The organism is Lachnoclostridium sp. Marseille-P6806 (assembly GCF_900625025.1).
Lineage (GTDB): Bacteria > Bacillota > Clostridia > Lachnospirales > Lachnospiraceae > CAG-791.
Genome location: NZ_LR130587.1, coordinates 1 through 21,853 on the forward strand (window position 1 = coordinate 1; position 21,853 = coordinate 21,853).

The 21,853-nt window shown below is 45.4% G+C and carries 25 protein-coding genes and 1 pseudogene; 4 read left to right on the forward strand and 22 right to left on the reverse strand.

Going from position 1 to position 21,853, the window contains the following annotated elements:
* A partial coding sequence (locus tag E0E20_RS12365) for a transposase (protein ID WP_130838503.1) occupies window positions 1–806 on the forward strand: 806 nt, incomplete at its 5' end.
* Between the two features lie 386 nt (window positions 807–1,192).
* On the opposite strand, the gene E0E20_RS12370 is transcribed toward E0E20_RS12365, so the two are convergent.
* The 11 genes from E0E20_RS12370 to E0E20_RS12420 all read right to left on the reverse strand — a co-directional run bounded on the left by E0E20_RS12370 (window position 1,193) and on the right by E0E20_RS12420 (window position 11,991).
* Complete coding sequence (locus E0E20_RS12370; RefSeq protein WP_130838504.1) at window positions 1,193–1,501, reverse strand: DUF3847 domain-containing protein; 309 nt, start codon at window positions 1,499–1,501, stop codon at window positions 1,193–1,195.
* 93 nt (window positions 1,502–1,594) lie between these two features.
* Window positions 1,595–2,875 (reverse strand): HNH endonuclease, encoded by a 1,281-nt coding sequence (locus E0E20_RS12375; RefSeq protein WP_165444103.1) that lies wholly within the window; start codon window positions 2,873–2,875, stop codon window positions 1,595–1,597.
* Complete coding sequence (locus tag E0E20_RS12380; protein WP_130838506.1) at window positions 2,802–3,197, reverse strand: HNH endonuclease; 396 nt, start codon at window positions 3,195–3,197, stop codon at window positions 2,802–2,804. Before E0E20_RS12380 ends, E0E20_RS12375 begins: the two co-directional genes overlap by 74 nt.
* Complete coding sequence (locus E0E20_RS12385; RefSeq protein WP_130838507.1) at window positions 3,197–3,814, reverse strand: hypothetical protein; 618 nt, start codon at window positions 3,812–3,814, stop codon at window positions 3,197–3,199. The genes E0E20_RS12380 and E0E20_RS12385 overlap by 1 nt, the downstream gene beginning before the upstream one ends.
* An 18-nt stretch (window positions 3,815–3,832) precedes the next feature.
* On the reverse strand, window positions 3,833–4,510 hold the full coding sequence (locus tag E0E20_RS12390) for a hypothetical protein (protein WP_130838508.1): 678 nt from the start codon (window positions 4,508–4,510) through the stop codon (window positions 3,833–3,835).
* A gap of 4 nt (window positions 4,511–4,514) precedes the next feature.
* Window positions 4,515–7,976, reverse strand: a complete 3,462-nt coding sequence (locus E0E20_RS12395; RefSeq protein WP_130838509.1) for a type I restriction endonuclease subunit R — start codon at window positions 7,974–7,976, stop codon at window positions 4,515–4,517.
* A 3-nt stretch (window positions 7,977–7,979) separates the two neighbouring features.
* The gene (locus tag E0E20_RS12400) at window positions 7,980–9,107 is read right to left on the reverse strand and encodes a restriction endonuclease subunit S (RefSeq protein ID WP_130838510.1); all 1,128 of its coding nucleotides are present in this window, start codon (window positions 9,105–9,107) and stop codon (window positions 7,980–7,982) included.
* The gene (locus tag E0E20_RS12405; protein WP_130838511.1) at window positions 9,094–10,707 is read right to left on the reverse strand and encodes an N-6 DNA methylase; all 1,614 of its coding nucleotides are present in this window, start codon (window positions 10,705–10,707) and stop codon (window positions 9,094–9,096) included. Before E0E20_RS12405 ends, E0E20_RS12400 begins: the two co-directional genes overlap by 14 nt.
* A gap of 8 nt (window positions 10,708–10,715) precedes the next feature.
* The gene (locus E0E20_RS12410; RefSeq protein WP_130838512.1) at window positions 10,716–10,916 is read right to left on the reverse strand and encodes a hypothetical protein; all 201 of its coding nucleotides are present in this window, start codon (window positions 10,914–10,916) and stop codon (window positions 10,716–10,718) included.
* A 92-nt stretch (window positions 10,917–11,008) separates the two neighbouring features.
* Window positions 11,009–11,314, reverse strand: coding sequence for a molecular chaperone (locus E0E20_RS12415; RefSeq protein WP_130838513.1), 306 nt, complete (start codon window positions 11,312–11,314; stop codon window positions 11,009–11,011).
* A 101-nt stretch (window positions 11,315–11,415) separates the two neighbouring features.
* Window positions 11,416–11,991: a hypothetical protein gene (locus E0E20_RS12420; RefSeq protein WP_130838514.1), complete on the reverse strand. Its 576-nt coding sequence runs from the start codon at window positions 11,989–11,991 to the stop codon at window positions 11,416–11,418.
* 398 nt (window positions 11,992–12,389) lie between these two features.
* Here E0E20_RS12420 and E0E20_RS12425 point away from each other — a divergent pair, with 398 nt between their 5' ends.
* On the forward strand, window positions 12,390–13,619 hold the full coding sequence (locus E0E20_RS12425) for an IS110 family transposase (protein ID WP_130838515.1): 1,230 nt from the start codon (window positions 12,390–12,392) through the stop codon (window positions 13,617–13,619).
* A gap of 346 nt (window positions 13,620–13,965) precedes the next feature.
* Here the strand turns inward: E0E20_RS12425 and E0E20_RS12435 are convergent, their stop codons facing one another.
* From E0E20_RS12435 to E0E20_RS12490, 11 genes and pseudogenes are all read right to left on the reverse strand, one after another.
* A complete protein-coding gene (locus E0E20_RS12435; RefSeq protein WP_130838516.1) occupies window positions 13,966–14,163 on the reverse strand; it encodes a helix-turn-helix domain-containing protein in 198 nt (65 codons plus the stop codon).
* Window positions 14,156–14,488: a sigma-70 family RNA polymerase sigma factor gene (locus E0E20_RS12440; RefSeq protein ID WP_130838517.1), complete on the reverse strand. Its 333-nt coding sequence runs from the start codon at window positions 14,486–14,488 to the stop codon at window positions 14,156–14,158. Before E0E20_RS12440 ends, E0E20_RS12435 begins: the two co-directional genes overlap by 8 nt.
* 169 nt (window positions 14,489–14,657) lie before the next feature.
* On the reverse strand, window positions 14,658–15,560 hold the full coding sequence (mutM, locus tag E0E20_RS12445; protein ID WP_242622787.1) for a bifunctional DNA-formamidopyrimidine glycosylase/DNA-(apurinic or apyrimidinic site) lyase: 903 nt from the start codon (window positions 15,558–15,560) through the stop codon (window positions 14,658–14,660).
* Between the two features lie 35 nt (window positions 15,561–15,595).
* Window positions 15,596–15,886 carry a DUF6462 family protein gene (locus E0E20_RS12455; RefSeq protein WP_207302879.1) on the reverse strand — a complete coding sequence of 97 codons (291 nt, stop codon included), beginning with the start codon at window positions 15,884–15,886 and terminating at the stop codon, window positions 15,596–15,598.
* The gene (locus tag E0E20_RS12460) at window positions 15,883–16,170 is read right to left on the reverse strand and encodes a DUF6462 family protein (RefSeq protein ID WP_130838520.1); all 288 of its coding nucleotides are present in this window, start codon (window positions 16,168–16,170) and stop codon (window positions 15,883–15,885) included. Before E0E20_RS12460 ends, E0E20_RS12455 begins: the two co-directional genes overlap by 4 nt.
* Window positions 16,171–16,428: 258 nt before the next feature.
* Window positions 16,429–16,908: pseudogene (locus tag E0E20_RS12465) on the reverse strand (lysine--tRNA ligase); the annotation flags it as partial.
* Window positions 16,909–17,083: 175 nt separating this feature from the next.
* A complete protein-coding gene (locus E0E20_RS12470) occupies window positions 17,084–18,316 on the reverse strand; it encodes a site-specific integrase (RefSeq protein WP_130838521.1) in 1,233 nt (410 codons plus the stop codon).
* A gap of 39 nt (window positions 18,317–18,355) precedes the next feature.
* Complete coding sequence (locus E0E20_RS12475; RefSeq protein ID WP_242622791.1) at window positions 18,356–18,520, reverse strand: CopG family transcriptional regulator; 165 nt, start codon at window positions 18,518–18,520, stop codon at window positions 18,356–18,358.
* A gap of 99 nt (window positions 18,521–18,619) precedes the next feature.
* On the reverse strand, window positions 18,620–18,898 hold the full coding sequence (locus E0E20_RS12480; protein ID WP_242622789.1) for a DUF6462 family protein: 279 nt from the start codon (window positions 18,896–18,898) through the stop codon (window positions 18,620–18,622).
* Between the two features lie 563 nt (window positions 18,899–19,461).
* Window positions 19,462–19,710, reverse strand: a complete 249-nt coding sequence (locus tag E0E20_RS12485) for a hypothetical protein (protein WP_092874604.1) — start codon at window positions 19,708–19,710, stop codon at window positions 19,462–19,464.
* Complete coding sequence (locus E0E20_RS12490) at window positions 19,691–20,128, reverse strand: sigma-70 family RNA polymerase sigma factor (protein WP_130838522.1); 438 nt, start codon at window positions 20,126–20,128, stop codon at window positions 19,691–19,693. Before E0E20_RS12490 ends, E0E20_RS12485 begins: the two co-directional genes overlap by 20 nt.
* 172 nt (window positions 20,129–20,300) lie before the next feature.
* Between E0E20_RS12490 and E0E20_RS12495 the strand changes: the two genes are divergently transcribed.
* Together E0E20_RS12495 and E0E20_RS12500 are read left to right on the forward strand one after the other, a co-directional pair.
* Window positions 20,301–20,918, forward strand: a complete 618-nt coding sequence (locus E0E20_RS12495) for a type IV toxin-antitoxin system AbiEi family antitoxin domain-containing protein (protein WP_130838523.1) — start codon at window positions 20,301–20,303, stop codon at window positions 20,916–20,918.
* 16 nt (window positions 20,919–20,934) lie between these two features.
* Entirely contained in the window at window positions 20,935–21,789 is an 855-nt protein-coding gene (locus E0E20_RS12500) for a nucleotidyl transferase AbiEii/AbiGii toxin family protein (protein ID WP_130838524.1), read from the forward strand.
* Window positions 21,790–21,853: the final 64 nt, after the last annotated feature.

Below are 21,853 nucleotides of genomic sequence, written 5' to 3' on the forward strand. Positions count from 1 at the left end.
AGTTCCACTTTTTTATGCAGCAAAAAGTCTCGTTGAAGAACAATCTTATTTCTCTTCTGGATCTGACTTATCCAGGCGCAAACGCCCTGTTTGACAGCCCTGTTCGCTCTGACGGAAGCGAAAAATGGATTGATTACGTTCATTCTTTCTGGCATGCAGACTGTGTTCGCAAGATTGGTCTGAAAGCTTTCACAGAACGCTACCAGAACTTCTGTAAGCATCATGGATATAACTTTCAGCCCGATAAGCCCCAAAAGCTTTTTGAAGCCTCGAAAGACCTTGTAACTGTCGTTCCGAAAGTTCCTGTCTACAAGCAGTTGATTCTCAGCAGTATTGAACAGCTGAATACGGTTTCTAAACAGATCGAGATTTTTCGCTATCCCATGAATGAGCTTGCTTCTACGCTTCCGGAATATCAGACCGTTATGTCCATGTATGGCGTAGGCCCCTCCTACGGGCCCCAGCTTATGGCTGAGATAGGCGATATTTCGCGTTTTGATCATCGTTCTGCGATTACAGCCTTTGCAGGCGTTGATCCGGGTGTGAATCAATCTGGAACTATGAACTACGAAAGTAATCGGGCTTCCAAACACGGAGCGCCGAGACTGCGCAAAACTCTTTTCCAGATCATGACTACTTTGCTCCAGCTGGCGCCTGCAGATGATCCGGTTTACCGCTTCATGATGAAAAAGAAATCAGAGGGGAAGCCGTATCAGGTCTATATGACGGCTGGAGCGAATAAATTTCTCAGAATCTACTACGGCAGGGTAAAGGAGTGTTTGGCTTCTCCATCTACCACTGAATAGCAAATGTGTTTCTTCTTTTTCTCAGACCGGCATTACTGGCGGTCTTTTTGTGGCGCCTCCATTTCTGCCTGCTTTTTTCAAATCTATGCTTGACTTTTTATTAGTAGGCTTTCGCCCTCGGGCATAAAAAATGACCAGTCGCAGTTTTCGCAATCGGTCAGGTTCATGGATATGAAGTTGTGATCCGGGATGCTGTCCCGGAAAAAAGGGATAGCCGCAAAGCGGCGCAAGGGGAACGATAGTTCCTCTTGGGATGACAATCGGACTGGCGGCGCTCCCTGGGCTGACAGTTACGATGTCATCGGGCCTCCGGCAGGAACCCTCGGAAGAGCGCAATGCCCCACGGCAAGTGGGGTATAATTGCGCCCTAACAAGTTAGGGTCTTTTCAGTTTGTCTCTTCATCGATGGCTTTCAGCATTTCGTCCAGGGCTTCTTTCACCTCCTTCTGCCTGAACGCGATCCGCAGAAGATCCATGACCTGATCGTTGGTCAGCAGCTCCGGATGCACAAGAAATGATTCCAGCATACCGGCGCGGGTGCAGAGACGATTGGTTCGCTCCTTCCTGGTCAACTGTGGAAGTACTTTTCTTGACAGAATCTTTTCCTGCTGTTCGTAGTACCGGCGCTTCTGTTCGGCCTTCTCGATCTCGGCTTCAAGCCTGGCTCTTGACTCGGCATAATTCTTTTCTGGCATAGGCATCTCACCTCCTTCCTATGTATCGGGACAAAAGAAATGCTCCCGACTTTTTACGGTCGAGAGCTATGTATTACTGGGTCATTCAAATTATTATCGCATGATCATGTCGGCAACATTGAGCGGCGCAGTGAGAACCAACGTGCCGTCGGGCGTCCGCGCTGTCTGAAAAACTGTTTTCCAGAAATCATAATTATTCTTACCTCCGAAGATCGTCATAGACATCGACCTATCCTTCCATATTGGAAGTTCCCGAAGATTAATCACGAATGTCTGGATATTCTCCCAAAGTTGATCCGGAATCTTTTGCTGGAACAGATTGTCCTCGTTATACATCGTACCGGCAAAAGCAAAATGATTCTTGATCAGAAGTCTCAGATACTGGATCCAGTTATACATGATTTCTTCTTTGAATAATCTGTACGCAATCAGATGTGCATCCGGAATAGAATCTCCACGCCCTTCAGCGATATTGTTCTCAATTCGATGTGTGCCGATTTCTGTATCGTACTTTCCAATAAGGAGTTCTTCAGCCAGGATATTGCTTAGTCTAATCAATTGCTCCTTCTCAAGAATTCGCGGATTTAATCCTTCCTCTACTCTGAAATTTATCGAAGTCGTAAGAATCGTCTTGGCATTCACAAACGTGGCCAGGAAGGTTTTTTCAAAGGTGCTGTAAGAAAGCGGCAGCTGCGTCCCACGCCCCTCAAAATTGATATAGGCTTGTAGTTTATTCTCAGGGCTTCTTGTTATAGCATTTTTCTGGCTGTTTATGATATACAGACGGATGTTGCCGCGTTCCCCCTTAAAATAGTCCACAAGATTCTGTTCGGAGAAGGAGAAATTATCCTCATCCAGATAATGATCAACCTGATATTTCTTCAGCCTTTCTGAATAAAGCGTGTCATGGAGCTGACGCACAATGGCTTTGTCAAAAGCAATTTGCTTCAGCTTGCTGCCTGCGTTTGTATTTGTTTCAATCAGCCGTTCAACATCCGGCGAAATAAAGAGTCGGACAACAATACTTTTCACGCCAAGCATGATCTGAGCAACAGCCTTATGTTGCCCGTCAAAGATTCTGATCTTATCGCCATCTAACCGCGCCAGACTCAGGTGAAGCTGCGGATTCGGTTTGTGAAACTCTTTGATCAGAAGACTGATACTCTTATTGATTCCTCTTGGATTGATGACATCATCGTGATAAAGATATGCCAGCGGCACATTGATGAATGCCGTTTGTTCACCGGATAGACTGTCAGTAAAAATTTCCGACTTATGAATCGAGGTGTCTCCGTCTTCATCAAATGAATACAGGATTTGATCCCCCTTCAATTTTGTACTTGAAGGCGTATTTTGAGCCACCATTAGCGGCAAGGACATGCTTCAACGAAGGGGTCTCACGTGCGGTCTCAGCTTCAGATATAATTCTGGAAAGCTGATAAAGCTTCTTCGCCACTTCAAGATCCGCATCCTGTTTTGATTTATTGCAGTGCTCATGAGCAATTGCAAAGTTGCTGGAATCGTCCTTTCCGCCGTTCGCAAGCGGTCTGATGTGATCAATATTCGTCTTTTGGATATCCGGATCAATCGCCTCCCCGCAGATAAAACACCTGTGGTTTTGAATGCTCCAGAGCTTTTTGCTGAGTGCGGTCTTTTCATCGGCGTTAAGGCCATCAAGATATTTAGAGTTTCCCATCAGATCATCCCTTCCTTCTGCAGTTTCGGTAAATAGTACAGCTTTCCTTCTTTGGCAATAAGGCGAACATCTTCCTTGAATAAGTCCGGATCTTCCCGTGCTTCATCTGTTCGCCGTCCTGATGTCTGTCTTGAAATCATAGGCACGGTTCTTTGGGAAATATCCTTATAGTGAAGATCGTCATTGAACACTGCCGGTATATTCATGAAGAATCCTTCTATGCCCTGTCGGCGCCTTCTGTTTGCCTCAAGATCTATTTGAAGAGCGACACCTGCATTCTTATGCCATGTCTCAAGGGCCTTCAGTGCGTCGTCTGCCTGCTTTGCGTAAGGCAGATACATCGAATAGCAATTCTCTTTAGAAAGCTGTCCAAGGCTCAACGCATAGGTCAGTTCTTCAATCTTCAGCATGATGTCTAAAAGCACCTGCTGATACTGATACCATGTCTGAGCTTCTGCAACTAATTTTTCATAGTTGCCATAATCAAGACCTGTTTTCTTTTCATACTCTTTGATGGTCAAGTTTGCCTGTCCAAGCAGCTGCGCACATTCATGTTCAAGGCTCTTCAAATGGTCAAGTTCACGCTTTCGCAACTCTTCATTTTCAACAATTTCCACCTGAAACTGAGAGCACTTCTAAACCTCTGCAACCAGCGCATATATCTTGCTCTGATATTCCTTGTCCTGGAAGGTCGCTATCTTATCAAGCTCGCCATTAATCTGATCAAACTGATCATTAATCTGTGTCATATAGTACTGACCAACAACCATTGCTGCAGCTCCCATCGCTGCGTTCGCCACATTCATCGCTGCAAGTCCGCTGCCCATATTCCCATCGACGGCCACAAGATTTGCATGTCCTTGAATACCATCAGCTCCGTGGTAAATTCCTCTGACAGCTCCTTGCATAGCTTTTGAATCAGCGAGGACAGCGTCATTAGGAATGATGGCCTGATATAGCTGTCCGGCATTTTGTACAACTTGCTGATATTGATGGATAACACCAGCATTTGCCACGGCCTGCAGTGTCCCCGGTACCGCACTATCGATTCTTGCAAGTAATTTCTGATCCTTTATCTCAACCAAAGCAGCTTCTTCAGTCTCGGTTAAGGCGGGAAGGTCTTCAAATCTTACTGCGAGATCTGTCTGTCGGTTTTGAGCCACAGCATCTATTCCTGCTATAGTAAGATCCGTCTTATCTTGTCCATTACTGCTCTTGTCAGGAATCGGCGGTGACTTTCTCTTATAAAGCACTACTGCAATGATAGCTGCAGTGACGATAATACCTATAATGATGGCAATGTTAGGTTCCATGGTATCAATTGTCCTTCTTTGTACCGTATTCTGCCGATGTCTCCGCAACCATCTGCATCGGTGCTGGGCGGAAATTGTAAGTTACAGGATTCTCTTGCACAATGCGGAATGGCACAACATCAGCAGAGGCAGAAGTGAAGTCACTATTTTCCTCAAAGTTCTCGACCTGCTCCATCACCTTGCTGAAGACTTCCGGACTGTACTGCGGCGGATATCCATTCTTAACGAGGCATATTTTGATGTCCAGTTTTAACTGATTCCGTACATTCTGATTGTTCAGCCAGTCAGCATATGAAGACTTCTCATCAATGATCTCTTTCACCTTCTTGGCAAGAACTTTACATTTGTCATTTATGATTACACCATCAATTTCCTTGTCTTCACCATACTCAAAATTGTATTGATCGCGGAGCGCCAGCAAGATATCGTAGAATGCTTTTTCTTCAAAGGTAAGGCCTATCTTTCGGAAGCTTTCTTTACTTTCGTTCATCTCTCGTAAAATAGCCATTGCCTGTTCTGTTGCGCTGCGGATAATATCCTCAGAAGCCTGCTCCTGTGTTGCCCCAGCTTCTTCAGCAGTCAGGTGCTTTCTACGTTCATGATATTCTTCGATTGTCTTTTCAAGCATCTCCTGGAACTTCTTCGCCGCCACCTGATTGATCCTGCCGTACTCCAGAATCTGTTTCTTAAGCATCTTTACCAAAAGTTCCAGCTTGGTCGCTGGCATCTTCACATCAGATAGTTTTTCAAAGAATTCAGGACTGAAGATATCTTCCTGTTCTCCATCATCCAAAACGCTCTCAACCTCACTGTACTTGAGGGCTTCCTCTACCATTTTCGCCACATAGCGATTCATGGTATCGGTATCGACCTCGCTGGTTCCGCTCATCTTGCGGACAAATCCAGCGATAGCCATAAAGCATTGTGCCAGGGCAGATTCTTCCTCCCCCAGTTCTCCGGAAGGCTGGCAGATATCAAATGCCGCCCTCATACGCTTCACTGTCTTTAGAAAGTACGTTTTAAAGGAAACAGAAACACTCTTACCACTCTTGCTGACACTCTTTAGCTCTTGTGTAGAGGCGAAGACATATTCAGCCGCTTTTGCAAGCAATCTATAACGCTCTACCGGGTCACAGTCAGGATTTAGGAATGGCGCAAGATCATAACCGGTAAACATTCGCTCAAGAACGATCAGTTCTTCGCGGAAGACCTCTGTTGCCTGCTCCACATCGTCAGCTGTCGGCGCAACCGAAGTATCTTCGCCATATATCACCATGGCTTCGCGCATATTATCGCGAATACCGATGTAGTCTATGATCATGCCGTATTCTTTCCCGGGATATTTCCTGTTGACACGGCTGATCGTCTGAATCAGCATATGCTTCTTCAGTGGCTTATCGTTGTACATATAGGTGAGTGCAGGCACGTCAAAACCTGTAATCCACATATCTACGACAATGACAATACGGAAATTGGATTTCTCCTGTTTAAAAGCAGCATCCATATCCTCGGAACGTTTATCGTTGGCTGCGCCTCCAAGATAGTTATATATGCCTGCTTCATCATTTTTACCGACACTGGCCACCATCGCCATAAAGGGCATTGGCTTCAGTTCCCTCAGTTCCTCCTGCGTAACAGTCACATCATCGGCGCACTTCTTTTCCGCGAACCACTCAGGATACTTGGTTTTGAATATCTGCAACAACGCATAGGCAATCGGTCTGCTTGAGCAGACAATCATTGCCTTTTGTATTCTGCTTGGATCTTCATCACAAGAAGCGACATAATGATCGTGAATATCAACCGCTAACCGCTCCAGACGGGAAGGTTCTCCGAGGATCACTTCCATAGAACTCATGGCTTTCTTGCTGGCTTCAATGTCCTCTTCAGTAGCACCATCATCAGCGCATTTCTTATAATAATCCTCTATCTGCTTTACTTTTTCCTGATCCAACAGCACTTTGGCAATACGGGGATGATACTTTATCGACACTGTAAGTCCATCGGCAACTGCCTGATCCATGGTATAACGATCGATCTCATCACCAAAGGTCTGATAGGTTTCCGCAATAGGTGTTCCGGTAACCCCCACAAAAGTCGCATTCGGAAATGCTTCCCTCAGCACTTTCGCATAGGGCTTGGAAACCATCGCCTTCATATTGGCGTCAGCATCCTTGCTGAATTGAATCTTCTTGGAATGCTCCAACTGCGTCCGGTGAGCTTCATCGGAGAAGCAGATAATATTCCCGCGGTCATTGATCAGCCCGATCTTATCATCCTCACGGTCGCAGAACTTCTGAATCGTGCAGATGTAAAAACCGCCGCTTTGCCTTGCTCCCAATTCTTTGCGAAGCTGATTACGGTTCTTGACCACGGAAACATCGCCCAGATTCAGGAATTCCTTGCTCTTGGTGAACAGCTTCGCACCTTGTTTCTGTAATTCCTCACGATCAACGATCATAACAATCGTGGGCGAGCCAATTTCCGGGACTTCTGTGCATCGCAGAGCAAGTTGTCTGGCAAGGAAGGCCATGGTATAGGTTTTGCCGCATCCGGTTGCCCCAAAGTATGTACCGCCTTTGCCGCTTTTTTCCACAACAGATTTAACAATGCTTTGCTTCAGAAGTCTTGCAGCAAAGAACTGCGGATACCGACAGACTATTTCTACTTCATCTCTGTCATAGATGCTATCCTGAAAATAGATATAGTCACGGAAGATCTCCAGGAAACGTTCCGGCGCATATACGCCATTAATCATGGCTTCTGTTTCTTCAAAGGGAAGTGTAGATACCCGATCTCCGTCATTCACACGTCTCCAGGCATAAAAATGCTCATATGGTGTACGGACCGTACCTAGTCTCGTCTTTACGCCATCAGAGATGCAGACCAAAGGGCAGTAGTGCAGCAAATGAGGAATATCTCGCCAGTAGCGGATGTTGATCTGCTCCCAGGCATCATAAATCGTGGCATTTGAGTCAGCTGGATTCTTCAGCTCGATCACACATAGCGGCATTCCGTTAACAAAGAGCAGCACATCGGGCCTGCGATTCTCTTTCTTTCCATTGTTGGTATAATCAACCACAAACTGATTCACCACACGGAAAATGTTATTGTTCGGATGATCATAATCGATCAGGGCAACCATGCGAGCCTGCCCATTCTGTGGCGTAAACTGAAGGCCGTCAACCATCCAGCCGTATACCCTATGCAACGTGGCGAAATCGCTTTCCGCGCCGACGAGTCGCACGTTGTCGTAAAGCTGCCCAATTTCATCAGAAAGAAGGTCGGGATTTGTTCTGGAAAGGAATTTTTCCAGGTCGTCCTTATATAGTACTTCCTGTCGGGTCTTCCGGGGAATACTGTTTCCAGGCAGATACTGCCATCCTACTGCTTCCAGGAACGCAACGAAGGCATACTCATATTCTGATTCGCAATAATGGCCATTAAATTCTTTCAGCTTAGCCATAATTTATGCCTCCTTCAGAGCCTCTTCGAGGGAGCCTTTTATGAGAATAGGGCAAATATCTTTTATTTGATCTCTAAGCCTATCGTTTATTTTCTTTCTTGAAACATATACCGTGTAAATATCAGAAATCGCATGCTGCACATTAATATCTGGGATCGGAATCTCGATATTACACATTTCATCCCAATCAAATGTCTCACGTGCACTTCCCCATGAACAGAACCTTGCATATCTATCAAATTCAGATCTGGTCAGGAACAGCATAAGATATTGAGGCATCAATTCTTCTTTTGTTCCGAATACGGTTGAAATAGATGAAACTAAATATGTTTCGTGCGAATCATTAAATCCAAGGGATATTTTATCTCCCCTTCGTGAAGTGTCCGAAACATAAGCAATTTGTTCGGGTAATACTGTTTTATAGTTAGACAAGCTTACTCCGTCCATGTTTGCTTTGGTTGAGATCATTTCTTTGCTTGTAGCTAATCCGCGTACAGCTTTCACGGTTAAATTACATTCGTTTCGTCTATCACTTTCCACGAGATATGGACCGATTCTTTTTTTGTTTGATATTCTGCTTAAGTTTTCAATATATGCGTCACAAGTCAGCTTCAGATCATCCAATCCACGCTCATAGCTCTGTTGATTGGTGAGCATAGCCTTGTAGACATTCACATATCTCTGCTGGATGGAAAGCGAAGGAAGTTCGATATCAATATCACACATGTCCTCCCAGTTAAACGTCTCTCTTGCAGATCCCCAGGAATTGAATCGAGAATACCTATCAAATTCTGGACGATTAAAGTACATGAAGAGATAGCTTGAGTTCAGCAAATCAGGTTGAGACACTTTAAAAACCGTATAAATGGACGAAATCAGAATCTCTTTTCCCGAGTTATATGCAAGAGCGATTTTATCTCCACGCCTTGACGTGTCAGCAACATATGCAAACTCATTCTTGCAGACAACTTTGTATGAGATTAAACTGACGCCATCCATATTGGCTTTTGTTTCGATAAATTCCTTGCCTGTTGAAATCCCGCGAACATCATCAACAGTGTACTTGCCGTCACTGTTTCGTGCATCACTTTGTTGAATCAGGTCGCCCAATTTATACTTAGTCAATGCCATATCCAATCCCCCTGAATGCTTCTTCCAGCATCTTCTGGGACTGCTTTTCGGCAGCCATTATCTCCTGCATTTCTTTCTGAATTCGTGCCATTTCCACCGGATAGTCAATTTCTAGGTCATGGTCAATGAATTCGATATATTTACTTGGAGTCAACGCCCAGTTCTTCTTTTCGATTTCATCCATGCTGACGCTACGATACAGCTCTGGCACCTCATATCTGCTTCCGTCTGTTCCTTCTGCCTGCCAGAAATGGTAAATATCCGCAGCACTTTTAATTTGTTCCGTAGTCAGATGGACTTTCTTTTTATTCTCGTTTTTCACTGGATTTTCTGTCCATGTACGGAGATCCATAAAGAGAAATTCATACTCACGGTTGCGAAGCTGCCGACCATGATACAGGCCACCCCTCTTATTTTGATTCAAAATCCACAGAGTGACGCTGATGTCAGTAGTAATGAACAGCTCTCGCGGAAGAACGACTATCGCTTCTACCTTATCGTTCTGAATCAGTTTTCGCCGGATTTCAATTGTATCACTGTCATTCAAAGCCCCATTTGCCAGCAGGAATCCAGCCACACCGTCGCGGGGCTTCAGGTGAGACAGGATATGCAGAATCCATGCGTAGTTAGCGTTGCTGTCTGGCGGGGTCACATAGTCAGCCCAACGAGGGTCATTCTTCAGGTTGTCATCATACCAGCCCTTAAGATTGAATGGTGGGTTTGCCATGCAGTAGCTAAAGTACAGACCTTTATGAAGATCGTGCGTGAAGGAAGAGTCGTTTGTTTCCCCAAGGTTATGGCTGATACCGCGCAATGCCAGATTCATCTTGGCAAGCCGATAAGTGGCAGCATCTTTTTCCTGGCCATACACATTGATACCATTCAAGTCACCCTGACGTAATTTCACCAGTTCTGCACTCTGAATAAACATTCCTCCAGATCCACAGCAAGGGTCATAGAGAGTGCCATCATAAGGCTCTATCATAGTTGCAATCAGCTGCACCACATCATGCGGCGTGTAGAACTCGCCCTCTTCTTTTGTGGCATTGACTGCAAATTCCTTGAGAAAATATTCATATACACGACCAATCAGATCAATTTCTTTATCCAAGGTTTTATGGCTGATTTTATTGACCTCATCAACCAATTTCTTAATATCATTTGCACCAAGGTTCCTAGTCGTAAAGGTTCCTTCTACGAAGCACCCTTTCAGATCTTTTGAGCTTGTTGCGATGCCATGCAACGCAGTATCCAAAGCAACATTCAGCTTAGGTGCAGGTGTGTTGATGATAGTAGACCATCGAGCCTCCGGCGGAAGATTATAGGTACCATCAGTAAAAGTTGCATCATCAAAGAATGCCGCCCTGATATTCTCATCATCCGGATCAAGACCCTGATCAATTAGTGTCTGCCGGAGCTTTTCCACACCGTCTTCGTATTTTTCCCCAATGAAGCGAAGAAATACTAACGTAAGCATCATGTCCCGCTTTTCAAAGAAGGAACCTGAATTACGTGCAGCTCTAAGGATGTCACGGCAATTAAAGAGTATGCTATCAAGATTTATGGCCTTCTCACTGGTCTTGCTTGCTTTCTTAGCCATGGTTATTTTCACTCCTTCGCATTGTGTTGGAAGATAGATCTTTCAGATTCTGGTCTTTTAAAATACTCATCAAAAAAATGCGTAAAGATTTTCTCTGCAGCAACTGTCTTAGACATACCGGTTTCTTCGCAGAATTCATCAAGACGGTCATATACTGGAGTAGCCAGCTTTATATTCAGAAGTTTCGCATCCTTTTTAGCTCTAGGCATATCTTCAACCTCCATACGGATTAAGAGACACTGCTTCAAGTTAAATCATATCATATTTATGAGGTATCGTCTATACGTTTCCGCAAAATATCTCACGTTTTTGACTTCTGTTTATTACTTTTTGTCATGTTGTCTTTTGCACATTTGCTAGCAACTTTTCGCCTTTCCTCGCTATATGGCGCTGTCAGCCGGATTGAAAGCCGTCTCTTGTCGATCACATAGCTCTGGCTGCCGTACTTCCGGTCCTCGCTTTCCAAGCGGCAGACCGCCGGATATTTCTTCGCGAAGCCAGCCAGCCGCCTCTTCAGTGCGGGATTGTAGGTGAAGACATTGTAGGTGTCGTCACCCTCGCTGGTCAGGATAATCGTTTCCTTCTCATACTTCGTAAGTCTGGTCATAGTGCTTCATCCTCCTTCAAAATCACAGGTCAAGAGCCGCCATTCTACAAGAGAACAGCGGCTCCCATATATTTTTCCCCGTCCATGCCGGATTTCCGGTATCAGCCCTTTCCAGTGAAATATCCCAAGTCATCAATGCGGATCTTCCAAAGTCCGTCAACCTTTCTGGCATCCGCCAGCAGCTCTGGGTATTTCTCTGATTTGAAGATCCCCATGTGCGCGACATCTGACGCCAGCTCATGAACGATCACTCTCAGATCAGGATCAACCGTCACCTGCTCCACATAGGCAAGCCTGCGGACAGTGGCTCCGCAGTTTTCGTTGCCGAATATTGCAAGAAACTTCTTCCTGGCATAGGTTCTCCATGCCGAAGTTCCGGACACATTTCCGGTCCGGTTCACGGTCTCCCTCTCCATGTTCATGATCTTTTCCTGCATCTCCAGCCGGATCTTATACAGCAGATCCTCGAATTCCTCTTCGGTAATCCCGATGGTTTCGATCAGGTCGGCAAGGTGCAAAAGGATGGCTTTGGTCAGCTCTCCCTCGCACATACTGGCAGCGATCATGAGGTTGCAGCCTGTCGCAGCTTTGCCCTTTTCTCCGAAGGCAAAGAGCGCATTCTTCTGGGTCTCAGTGAGTGTCCTGGCAAAGATGTTCTTCATTGTTCTTTCGTTCATAGTTCATTTGTCCTCGTATAGTAGTTTTATAAGGTTAATAGTTGCCTTGATTCCTCTCATAGAGGAGCTCCCTTGGAGGAGTCCCCCGCGCCTTGACAATCGATCAATCGGCTTGGTAAAGCCCATGATATAATTGCCCACAGTGTCAATCAGGTATAAGTTCTTTTTTCTCCTGTTGGCCAGCAATGGCACTTCACAGAAAGCCTGTTCCCCTGAACCGAAAGTTAACTTCAAACCAGCTGGCTGTTTGCCTGAGCTTTGGGACTGCCCTTTGGCAGTGGGGTTCGCATCAGTCCTTCTCAGGCTGAATTCTGATACGCGAGGGTGTTGATGCTCCGGTATCGTGGGCCTTACCAAACCGATTGACCGCAAATACAGATCGAAGGGATGTGAATCCTATGAACCCGCTTTACGTCGGTATTGATGTAAGCGGCAGAAACAACGTGGTCTTCCTTATGAAACCCGATGGCTCCAAGATCAAAAACTTCTCTGTCCCCAACTCGAAGGATGGTTCCCAGAAGCTTGTGAAAGAGATCCTGGCTGCGCTCACTTCTTTTGCCCTCACAGACGTCATCATCGGCCTCGAAGCCACTTCCGTTTATGGTGACAATCTCGTCTGCTTCCTGAGGGAAAACGGCTCTCTTGTGCCGTTCAACCGGAAGATCCATGTCCTGAATCCCAAGCAGGTCAACAAGTTCAAAGAATCTTACAATGATCTGCCTAAGAACGATGACGTGGACTCTTTCGTTATCGCAGACTGCCTGCGCTTCGGAAGGATCAACAAAGAGGTCTATCTGGATGATTACCGCTATAAGGCCCTCCAGAACCTCACCAGAGCACGCTTCCTTGCGGTGCAGAACCTTACCAGGGAAAAGCAACGCTTTATGAATGTGCTCTTTAAGAAGTATTCTTCCTTAGCTCAGGAGAAGGTGTTTTCCGACACCTTCGGTACGACAGCCCTGGCTGTCTACGAGAAGTTCGATTCTGCAGACATCCTGGCTTACATGGACTTACATGAGCTGACCGCTTTTCTTCGGGAAAAGGGGAAGAACCATTTCCCCAATCCCGAGGAGGTCGCCAAAGCCATCCAGAAAGCCGCCCGTTCGTCGTATCGTCTGCCTAAAACAGTGAACGATTCCGTGAACCAGGTGCTTTCTATATCCATAACCTCCATGAAAGCTCTGGAGGCACAGATCAAGGAGTTCGATAAGGCCATCGCTGCTCAGATGGAACTGATTCCGAATACTCTGACTTCAATCAAAGGGATCGGCCCCGTCTATTCTGCTGGCATTATCACGGAGATCGGTGATATTAACCGATTCCCGAATCAGGCGAAGCTGGCCAAGTATGCCGGCCTTGCCTGGGGGCAGCACCAGTCCGGTGAGTTTGAGGCACAGAATACGCGCCTGATCCGGACCGGCAACCGATTTCTAAAGTATTACCTGGGCGAAGCAGCCATGTCTCTTGTGAGATGCGACGCAGAGTACAGCCGCTTCTACCACCTCAAATACAAAGAGGTGAATAAGTACCAGCACAAACGTGCACTTGCCTTAACTGCCCGTAAGCTTGTGCGGTTAGTCTATCGGCTTTTGAAAGACAACCGCCTGTATATCGCTCCGAAGGGCTGACCTTTGGCATACCTTCGGTTGGTTCTATGCCCAGCTCTGTTTTTTAAGAGCAGGTCGACTGGGCTTAGGTGAGTGTTTTGCGCCTTGCCCGAAACGGGTAAAAAAACGCGAACTATTTCTCATCTAGAGCTTGACATATCACCGCTGAGCTTGCTCTCTACTACGGACAAAAATCAAAAATGCCAAACGCCGGGGCGGAAAAATTTCCCTCTCACTTACTACTACAATCTGAACAGGGCAAAATAGCCGGAAAAGGAGACTGGACAACAAAAAAAGCAGCAAATCTTTTTCAGACTTACTGCTTTCACTGGCCGCGCCGGTGGCGGCTGGTATTCAGTTTTAGTGCTTATCGGTCAAAGCGAAACTTGAACAGTGCGGCGATTAACTTCTGTTCCACATATTCCTCAACCTCGGCGTTGACTTGTCCGTGTACTTTGGAACAGTAGCGGATATATCCGGCATAGTGGGCAAGAACAGTGTCGATTGCGTCCGGGCCGCCCTCATGGGCTTTGACGACTGTTTCATAAGGGAGAAGTTTACTCATAGCGTTTTTCCTTCATAAGCCGCCGGAGCCGCTTCAAGGCAAGCTGGATATGCCGCCCCGCTGTGCTGCGTGTCCGGCTAATATGTACGCCGATCACGCGCTGCGGCTGGCGCAGGAAATAATAACGGAAAATTTCTACCTGTGTCTGCTCCGGCTCGGCAAACTGGATAAACTTCTCATTCATCAGATAGTCAAGGGAGACTTCCCGTTCCCACCTCCGGAGCAGCTTCAAAATTATATCTATGGCTGCGTGACGAATGACAACCTTGCAAAAGGCGTTAAAGGTGTACTGGATATGCACCTTGTAGGCTTTATCTTCGGTCATGGAAATTCCCCCTCTCTGATAATAGTGCAGGGCGGCAGCACTCCTTGCTGTCGCCCCCTTGATTGCCTGTTTGCAAAGGCGGGCGGGGCCGTCAACGGCGGCGCGTATGCCCCGTTCATCTTGACCGTTGACTGGCTCGGCTGGCTTTGCTATAAATTCCGCTTAAAACTTATTTTTGACAATTTGGACAGAATGTGCTGCTTCTTCCTCCGATTACAGTTCGACAAAGAAACTTGCCACACACGGGACAAGGCTCTCCCTCATGGCCGTAGGCTTGTAAAAAATGTGTGTTGCGGTAATCCTGACCTTTTGTTTCCAGATATTCTTCTGGGGTGATTTCATTTTTCTGGATAAAGAACGACAGCCGTTCTGGGATAACCTCGGCAAGTCGTTTCCATTCTTCCCCGGTCAAACTGTTTGCTGGCCGCGCTGGATATATTCTTGCCGTAAACAGGATTTCGTCTGAATAAATATTCCCAATTCCGGCAATCACGCTTTGCTCCATTAAACATTCTTTGATAGCTTTTTTCCGTTTTCCTAATCTGACAGACAGATGTTCCGCAGTAAAGCCCGGGGCAAACGGCTCCTTGCTTAACTTTTTAATTCCGCTGTATGCATCCGTTTCTCCTTTCCTAATCAGCCAGAAGCGTCCGAAACGTCGCGTGTCCGAAAAGCGCATTTCGTTGCCGTTGTTCAACCGGAAAATAATATGTGTATGCTTTTCTTCTGGGTAGGCAGCCGGTGTTACCAGCAGGCAGCCGGTCATTCGCAGATGAATAATAATCTTATCGCCGCTTTTAAGCCAGATAACAAGGAATTTTCCCCGACGTGTCATACTGTCAAAAACTTGTCCCGTGAGGCAGCGACAAAATTCATCGGCGGTAGGGTGGGCAACCACTTCCGGGCGGCTGACTGTAATCTGCTCAATCGCAAGTCCCCGTATCTGTGGCTCAATCACTCGTCTTATAGCTTCTACTTCGGGCAATTCCGGCATAGCTGTCACCGCCTTTCCTTGCTGATTTTTTAATCTGCTCGTGATAAAAATAATTGACAACAACAGGCGGTGCGTCAAAAGGTCGCGTCATGCTGTCGTCGTTTGCCACATAGTCAAGACCAATTGCTACGGCATAAGCTTTTAACTCTGTCAGTCTTGCTTTCATCTGTCTGCTCCTTTCTGTACTCTTCCCTTATATACTCTTCAAATACATCTCTCCGGATCCTGACGAATCGGGACCCAATCTTGTAGACAGCCCCTGCCTCCTGGGCCAGCCTGGTCATTACCTTCTCTGTCAGATCGTAATAATCACATCCATCCCCGTAAGTGATGAAGGATCTCTGGGCAAAGAGAATATCCCAGTCATCCATCCGGTCCGAATACATCCAAATTGTCCCGCTCATTTCTTCCACCTGCTGATCTTCGGTGCGGCTTTGCCCTTTGTCTTGGGCGGCTGGCGGAACTGCTCCAGGTACTCATCGAAGATGTCCCGGTTGATGAGCACGTATCCGTCGATCCGGTAAAGGGCTCCTGCATCATCGGCAAGCTCCAGAAGCTTCTTGTGCTGAATGCTGTAGACGATCTCGACCTCCTTGTATCTCAGGTACTTCTTCCTGAGCTTCCGGGACTCCTCCCGCACCTGCTTCCGTCTTGCTACGCTGTAATAGTCATCGTTCTCTGTTCCCATTGAATTTCCTCCTTGATTTTTGCCCGGGTTATCGGATCAAAAGTGATATCTGCTGAAACAACAAAGGAGCCGCCCCTCTTAAAATTTCTTTTAAGAAAGGCGACTCCTTGAGAAGTCTAATGACTATTCAATTCTGCAACTTGATAACACGGGTTGACACAAACTGTGTTTCGATGGGTTTTTGTGGTCAGATTGTTGTAAATCAGCCACTACAACACCAGAAATCGGCTCAATTTGTTGTCAGATTTCGTGTCAATCTCAATACAACTTCGCACCTGCCGGGATGTGGTTGTCCACCATAAGAAGGTGAAGCTCCTCATCCTCTGAATCCTTATAACCCGTTACTGCGCTGAGAAGCATTCCGCAGGAGTCGATGCCCATTATCTTGCGAGGGGGCAGATTTTCGATTGCAATCAAGGTCTTTCCAATCAGCTCTTCAGGCTCATAATATGCGTGAATACCGCTTAAAATCGTACGGTCTGTGCCTGTTCCGTCATCCAGTGTAAACTGAAGAAGCTTCTTGGACTTCGGTATTGCAACACAGTTCTTGACCTTCACGGCCCGGAAATCAGACTTGGAGAAGGTATCAAAATCAACCTGCTCCTCGAACAACGGCTCGATCTTTACATTACTGAAATCGATCTTCTCGTTCGGGGTAAAGAAGCCGGTCTTTTCCTCTTCCTTCTTCTCGTCCTCATGTCCTGTTGTGTTACCAGCCTTTTGTGACTTGAGTGTCGGGACGACTGCTCACAATAATGTCGCTATCCTGCATTATCATGCAATCCCAACAAGTCATCGAACAACACATTTGTCGTTATCCTGCACCGTACTGCACCATACATTGGAATATCTGTGGCACAGATGTGGTACTCAGCATTTTTTGTGGTACTTGGGAGTCCATCAAGGACTCTTCCTAAATGACATCATGATCATTTAACTGATCAAATATATCCTTCTTTTTGCTCTCCGATACTTCGGCGTAGATGTCCAAGGTTGTCTGGATATCCTTATGCCCCATAACGGATTGTATTACCTTAACATTGGTTTCATTCTCACAAAGCCTCGTACAGAATGTATGCCTTGTGATGTGGCAGCTGAAATCCGGTATAATCACCGGCTCTCTGCCTTCTTTCTTTGCATCCACTATTTCCTTTGCGTTATGATCCGATACTATGCGCTTTATTACCTTATTCACGCCAGCCGGATTGAGCAGCCCGCCAAAACGATTACAAAAGATGAAGTTCTTCATTCCTCCAAGCTCTACAACGCAATGATAGCCGTACTTTTCCTGGTTCTCTTTTTCAATCTCCAGAGCTTCCTTGACCTTCTTGAGCATCGGAATAGTTCTGATGCCCGCCTCTGTCTTTGGAAGAGCAAGCTCATATTCACATTTGTAGTTCTTGTCAGATTTCGGATAATAGGTAATATCGTGATCAATGGTTATAATCCCATTATCCATATCGGCATCATCCCAACGCAGACCGATAACCTCTCCTATACGGCATCCAGTACCGAACATCACGGTAAACAGTGGCTTCCATTTCAGATTCTTCTGAAGATTAAGACAATCAAGGAATGCCATTTCTTCCTCTATTGTGAGTGCATGTCTTACCCCGGTCTCGCCGTCCCACTTCTTATTTACTGCAGCCATTGCTCCATCCGCAGGATTATTACGAATGACATTATCCCTGACTGCGAGCTGGAAGGTGGGGCGTAGCACCGTATGAACAGAATCCACCGTGCTTACGGATAATCCCTTGCCAAGCAAAGCATTGTAAAACAGCACCACATCAGAATACCTGACACTTGAAAGTTTCTTCTTTCCGAATCCGTTTCTTACGTAGCGGTCATAGGTATACAGGTAATTGGTTCGTGTCGAACTACGAAGTTCAGTCTTAGTAGCTATGTAGCGGTCAAATGCGAAGTTCACATCTGCTTTGCCCTGGACATACATATCAAGTCCATCAAGCTGATCCCGCTGAAGCTGCTTTTCCTTCTCCCTAAGTTCCCCTAAGTCCTTGGAGTAGATACATCTCCTTTTTCCAAGGGGATCCGTATAGGAGTATCGGTAAAGCTTCTTCTCCTTCTTGTAGTCCTCGCCCTTGTGTAGTACCTTGCCCTTAGTGTCTTTCCGTATTTTTGCCATAGTTCATCCCTTTCTATTCAGGAAAGAGATTTTGCAAAATTACTTGTGCTTGGTTTCAAACAGTAGCCTGACACCTTCACGTATGGTTTCTGTTATGGTCTGGTCGTTTTGGTCTGCACGCTGCTTTAACTGCTCAAATTCTTCATCGGTAAAGCGGATGGATATTTTACTCGACTTAGGCTTTTCTGCCTTCGGTCTTCCCATCTTTGCCAAATCAGCGTACCTCCCTTCAACCATCCTCATTATACTTTTTGTCCTACAACATGTCAAGGTTTTTGTCCTGCAAAATCTCCTAACCGAATCTTATGAATTGTTGAGTTTTATGTACTCTTCAACCTTTTCAAGATCCACAAGCGCTATCTTATCAACATGTACAACCGCATCGGAATTGTTTGCCAGATCAGTAAACTTCCTCTCGCTCATGCTATACAGTTCTGCGCCTTCTTTATACCTAACATATTTCTTTGTTGAGTATCTTTGCGTCCGCAGGAGAACAATAGAAAAGACATCACTCGGCACATAAAAGACCATATCGTTATAGATGCACTTAACGAGGCTCTCTTCATCTTTCTCTTTCGCCATAGGCTTATGCTCCTCTCGCTATAATATTTCATGGCTAATCAGCCAATAAAGGCGCACTTATCCCCTAAAACTCAAATTCTCTTTCGCAAATGCGCTTTTATTGACCGATAAACCTTTTTCTTAAAAAAATACTTTGCAGTGATCCTGGGTACAGATCACATTGGAATTCCACCAGCTTCTTCAGCCCCCATTCTTCGGGGAAGTAACTTTAACTAAGGAACGCATCATCGCCATAGGATCCCCAATCCTATTCTCAGCAACATATACGACGCTCCGCAGCTCATAGAGAAATTCGCTTTTCTTCCTAAATATAAGAGCCGCATCATGGCGTACTTACTGTTTGGCTTAACGCTCCGGTTGTTCTGCAAAGTACAACAATATTCAGTTTTCAAAGTTCAGTGCCACCGTTACGGTGGTAATTCCTAACGCCGGACTTGTCAGCCCGAAAGGTACATAAGTGACACCTGCAGCTGCTACACCGCTTTTAGGCTTATGCACCTTATGAGAATGACAAATAATAAATAATGAAGGCGATAGGAATCAGGAGTTATCGTTATAGTTGATTATTCCTTAAAGTTCATTACTGCGTTATCGAGGATAACGCCAACATCCCCGAGGAGATTGTCAAAGTCAAACATATCGGGGCTGAAGCCTATAGCCTCTGACAAGGCCATTATCTCTTTGTTCAACTTATAACGCATAAGCCTGTCATAGTGCGCTCTCACATCAAACAGCGCAACAATATTGCCGGTAATAGCTGGCCTGATAAGATCAGCCTCCGGCGGAGTATATTTACGCCTCTTCACTTTCACTTGCCGCTCCTTTCCTCAATTCTTTAATCGCCTTCGATTTTGTAGATTTTACTGTCTCGTATTCAATGCCCAGCTCGTTAGCGATTTCCTCAAGCGTCATATCCAGCAGGTAATACATAAGTAAAATCTCACGCTTTCGTTTCTGTAATTTGGGGAGCATTTTAGCAAGGCGCTCATCTCCAATGAAGACATCCTTGCCCCGTACCGTCATTTTTATAGCGTACAGGTTGTCATGCTCATCTTCATGCATCATCATCGACGGATCAATCTCACCGCCGCCAAAATGAAGGATCAGGTACTGTGCCTGTTTGAATACCAGGTTGTGTGCTGCTCGACCAATCACCTCCTTGCAGTAACAGTCAAACCTGTCCCTTAAACTCCCATCTTTATCTTTTGGATCGAATTCATAGCCGCTCATAGTTTTCCTTTCTACGATTGGCTCCTGATTCCGTCCTTCATTACAGAGAAGTATTTTCGAGGTCCAAATGTGGGTATAAATCTTGAAAAAATATTTTTTTCTTTCAAAACTTTACATTTAGACTTTACTATTATATAATTAAAGTGCGTTAGTTTCGAGGAGGTGATGCAAAATGTCAAAACTTCGAGAACAAAGAATTGAAATGCTAAAAGAAATGGCCGAAAAGACCGGCGGCATGATCACAACATTCCAGATAGAAAAAGCAGGTATCAGCCGTGTACTGATACCCACCTTTATTGATGAAGGCATTCTTGTAAAAGAAGCTCGTGGAATATATTATTATGCAGATGAGTTCCCGGATGATCTCCAGATCATACAGGCGAACAACCCAAGAGTAGTTTATTCCTACGGCACTGCCCTTTACCTTTGGGATATGTCCGACCGTACTCCCCATTTATGGGATGTCTCCGTACCGCAGGGATTTAATGCAACCCGGTTAAAAAAGGACAATAAGAATATCAGATTACATTATATAAATGCCGATAAATGGAGTGTTGGCATTACAGAGACCTTAACACCTGACGGCAACAAAGTCCGTCTGTATAATAAGGAACGATGTATAATTGACCTGATCAAGAAAAAAGACAAGATAGATAAGCAGTTATATCTGCAGGCTCTGCACGAATACTTTAATGACCGAACTAACGACCATGCGCAGCTTATCAGATATGCTAAGATTTTCCATATAGAAAGACCTGTCCGAGATTACATGGATATACTGACAGGCTGAAAGGAGCACACCACAGATGAAAACACCGGAGCAGCTAAAAGGCGCGATCCGCAATATAGCCAAAGAGAAAGATCTTCACGCTCAGGAAGTATTACAGATTTTTATGTTCGAGCGTATTCTTGAGAGATTATCCCTCTCTCCATATAAAAAGAACTTTGTCCTTAAGGGCGGTCTGTTGATTTCTTCCATGATCGGCATTTCTGAAAGAACCACCATGGACATGGATACAACCGTCCGTGGAATAGATATGGACGAAGAAAACATTGAAAAAATCGTAAAAGAGATCTTCGACATTGATACCGGAGACGGAATCATCTTCCGTTTTGAGAAGATCGAGCCTATCCGTGAAGATGATGATTATAACAATTTCCGAGTTCACTTTGTTGCAGAGTACGGCAAGATAAAGAACAAAATGAAGATCGACATCACCACCGGGGATGAGATCACTCCTGCAGCCATTGAATATTCTTTTCATACCATGTTCGATGAAAAGGACATTGATGTATATGCCTATACTTTGGAAACGATCCTTGCAGAAAAATATGAAACAGTTATCCGCAGAGGCATCGGAAATACCAGATCAAGGGACTTCTATGATCTGTATGTTCTCTTCCATCTTTACAGGGATTCCATCAATCCGGCACATTTCAGATTGGCTGTAGAGCATACTGCCAAGAAAAGAGGATCCTTTGATCTTTTGAAACAATATGAGTCCATCTGCGCTGAAGTAAAAGCAGAAGAATCTCTGGCAAATGACTGGCGCAATTACATCACTGATGAGACATATGCAGCCAGACTCTCATTTGATGAAGTGGTCGATAATGCTGTTGTAGTCGGAAAATATCTTGAGAACATTCCTGAAAACAATTGACGTCATGCTCCCGCTCTGCTAACATGACCTCAGTTCAAATTTTATAAGACACCTAAACTGCTAC

Excerpts from the sequence above, each read along its gene's own strand:
- E0E20_RS12395 (WP_130838509.1), bottom strand. The coding sequence starts at position 7,976 with ATGGCTAAGCTGAAAGAATTTAATGGCCATTATTGCGAATCAGAATAT.
- E0E20_RS12405 (WP_130838511.1), bottom strand. The coding sequence starts at position 10,707 with ATGGCTAAGAAAGCAAGCAAGACCAGTGAGAAGGCCATAAATCTTGAT.
- E0E20_RS12495 (WP_130838523.1), top strand. The coding sequence starts at position 20,301 with ATGTCAAAACTTCGAGAACAAAGAATTGAAATGCTAAAAGAAATGGCC.
- E0E20_RS12400 (WP_130838510.1), bottom strand. The coding sequence starts at position 9,107 with ATGGCATTGACTAAGTATAAATTGGGCGACCTGATTCAACAAAGTGAT.
- E0E20_RS12435 (WP_130838516.1), bottom strand. The coding sequence starts at position 14,163 with ATGAGTAAACTTCTCCCTTATGAAACAGTCGTCAAAGCCCATGAGGGC.
- E0E20_RS12490 (WP_130838522.1), bottom strand. The coding sequence starts at position 20,128 with ATGAGCGGCTATGAATTCGATCCAAAAGATAAAGATGGGAGTTTAAGG.
- E0E20_RS12440 (WP_130838517.1), bottom strand. The coding sequence starts at position 14,488 with ATGACCGAAGATAAAGCCTACAAGGTGCATATCCAGTACACCTTTAAC.
- E0E20_RS12390 (WP_130838508.1), bottom strand. The coding sequence starts at position 4,510 with ATGGAACCTAACATTGCCATCATTATAGGTATTATCGTCACTGCAGCT.
- E0E20_RS12425 (WP_130838515.1), top strand. The coding sequence starts at position 12,390 with ATGAACCCGCTTTACGTCGGTATTGATGTAAGCGGCAGAAACAACGTG.
- E0E20_RS12460 (WP_130838520.1), bottom strand. The coding sequence starts at position 16,170 with ATGGGAACAGAGAACGATGACTATTACAGCGTAGCAAGACGGAAGCAG.
- E0E20_RS12370 (WP_130838504.1), bottom strand. The coding sequence starts at position 1,501 with ATGCCAGAAAAGAATTATGCCGAGTCAAGAGCCAGGCTTGAAGCCGAG.
- E0E20_RS12420 (WP_130838514.1), bottom strand. The coding sequence starts at position 11,991 with ATGAACGAAAGAACAATGAAGAACATCTTTGCCAGGACACTCACTGAG.
- E0E20_RS12475 (WP_242622791.1), bottom strand. The coding sequence starts at position 18,520 with ATGGGAAGACCGAAGGCAGAAAAGCCTAAGTCGAGTAAAATATCCATC.
- E0E20_RS12410 (WP_130838512.1), bottom strand. The coding sequence starts at position 10,916 with ATGCCTAGAGCTAAAAAGGATGCGAAACTTCTGAATATAAAGCTGGCT.
- E0E20_RS12380 (WP_130838506.1), bottom strand. The coding sequence starts at position 3,197 with ATGGGAAACTCTAAATATCTTGATGGCCTTAACGCCGATGAAAAGACC.
- E0E20_RS12455 (WP_207302879.1), bottom strand. The coding sequence starts at position 15,886 with ATGAGCGGGACAATTTGGATGTATTCGGACCGGATGGATGACTGGGAT.
- E0E20_RS12415 (WP_130838513.1), bottom strand. The coding sequence starts at position 11,314 with ATGACCAGACTTACGAAGTATGAGAAGGAAACGATTATCCTGACCAGC.
- E0E20_RS12500 (WP_130838524.1), top strand. The coding sequence starts at position 20,935 with ATGAAAACACCGGAGCAGCTAAAAGGCGCGATCCGCAATATAGCCAAA.
- E0E20_RS12470 (WP_130838521.1), bottom strand. The coding sequence starts at position 18,316 with ATGGCAAAAATACGGAAAGACACTAAGGGCAAGGTACTACACAAGGGC.
- E0E20_RS12480 (WP_242622789.1), bottom strand. The coding sequence starts at position 18,898 with ATGGCGAAAGAGAAAGATGAAGAGAGCCTCGTTAAGTGCATCTATAAC.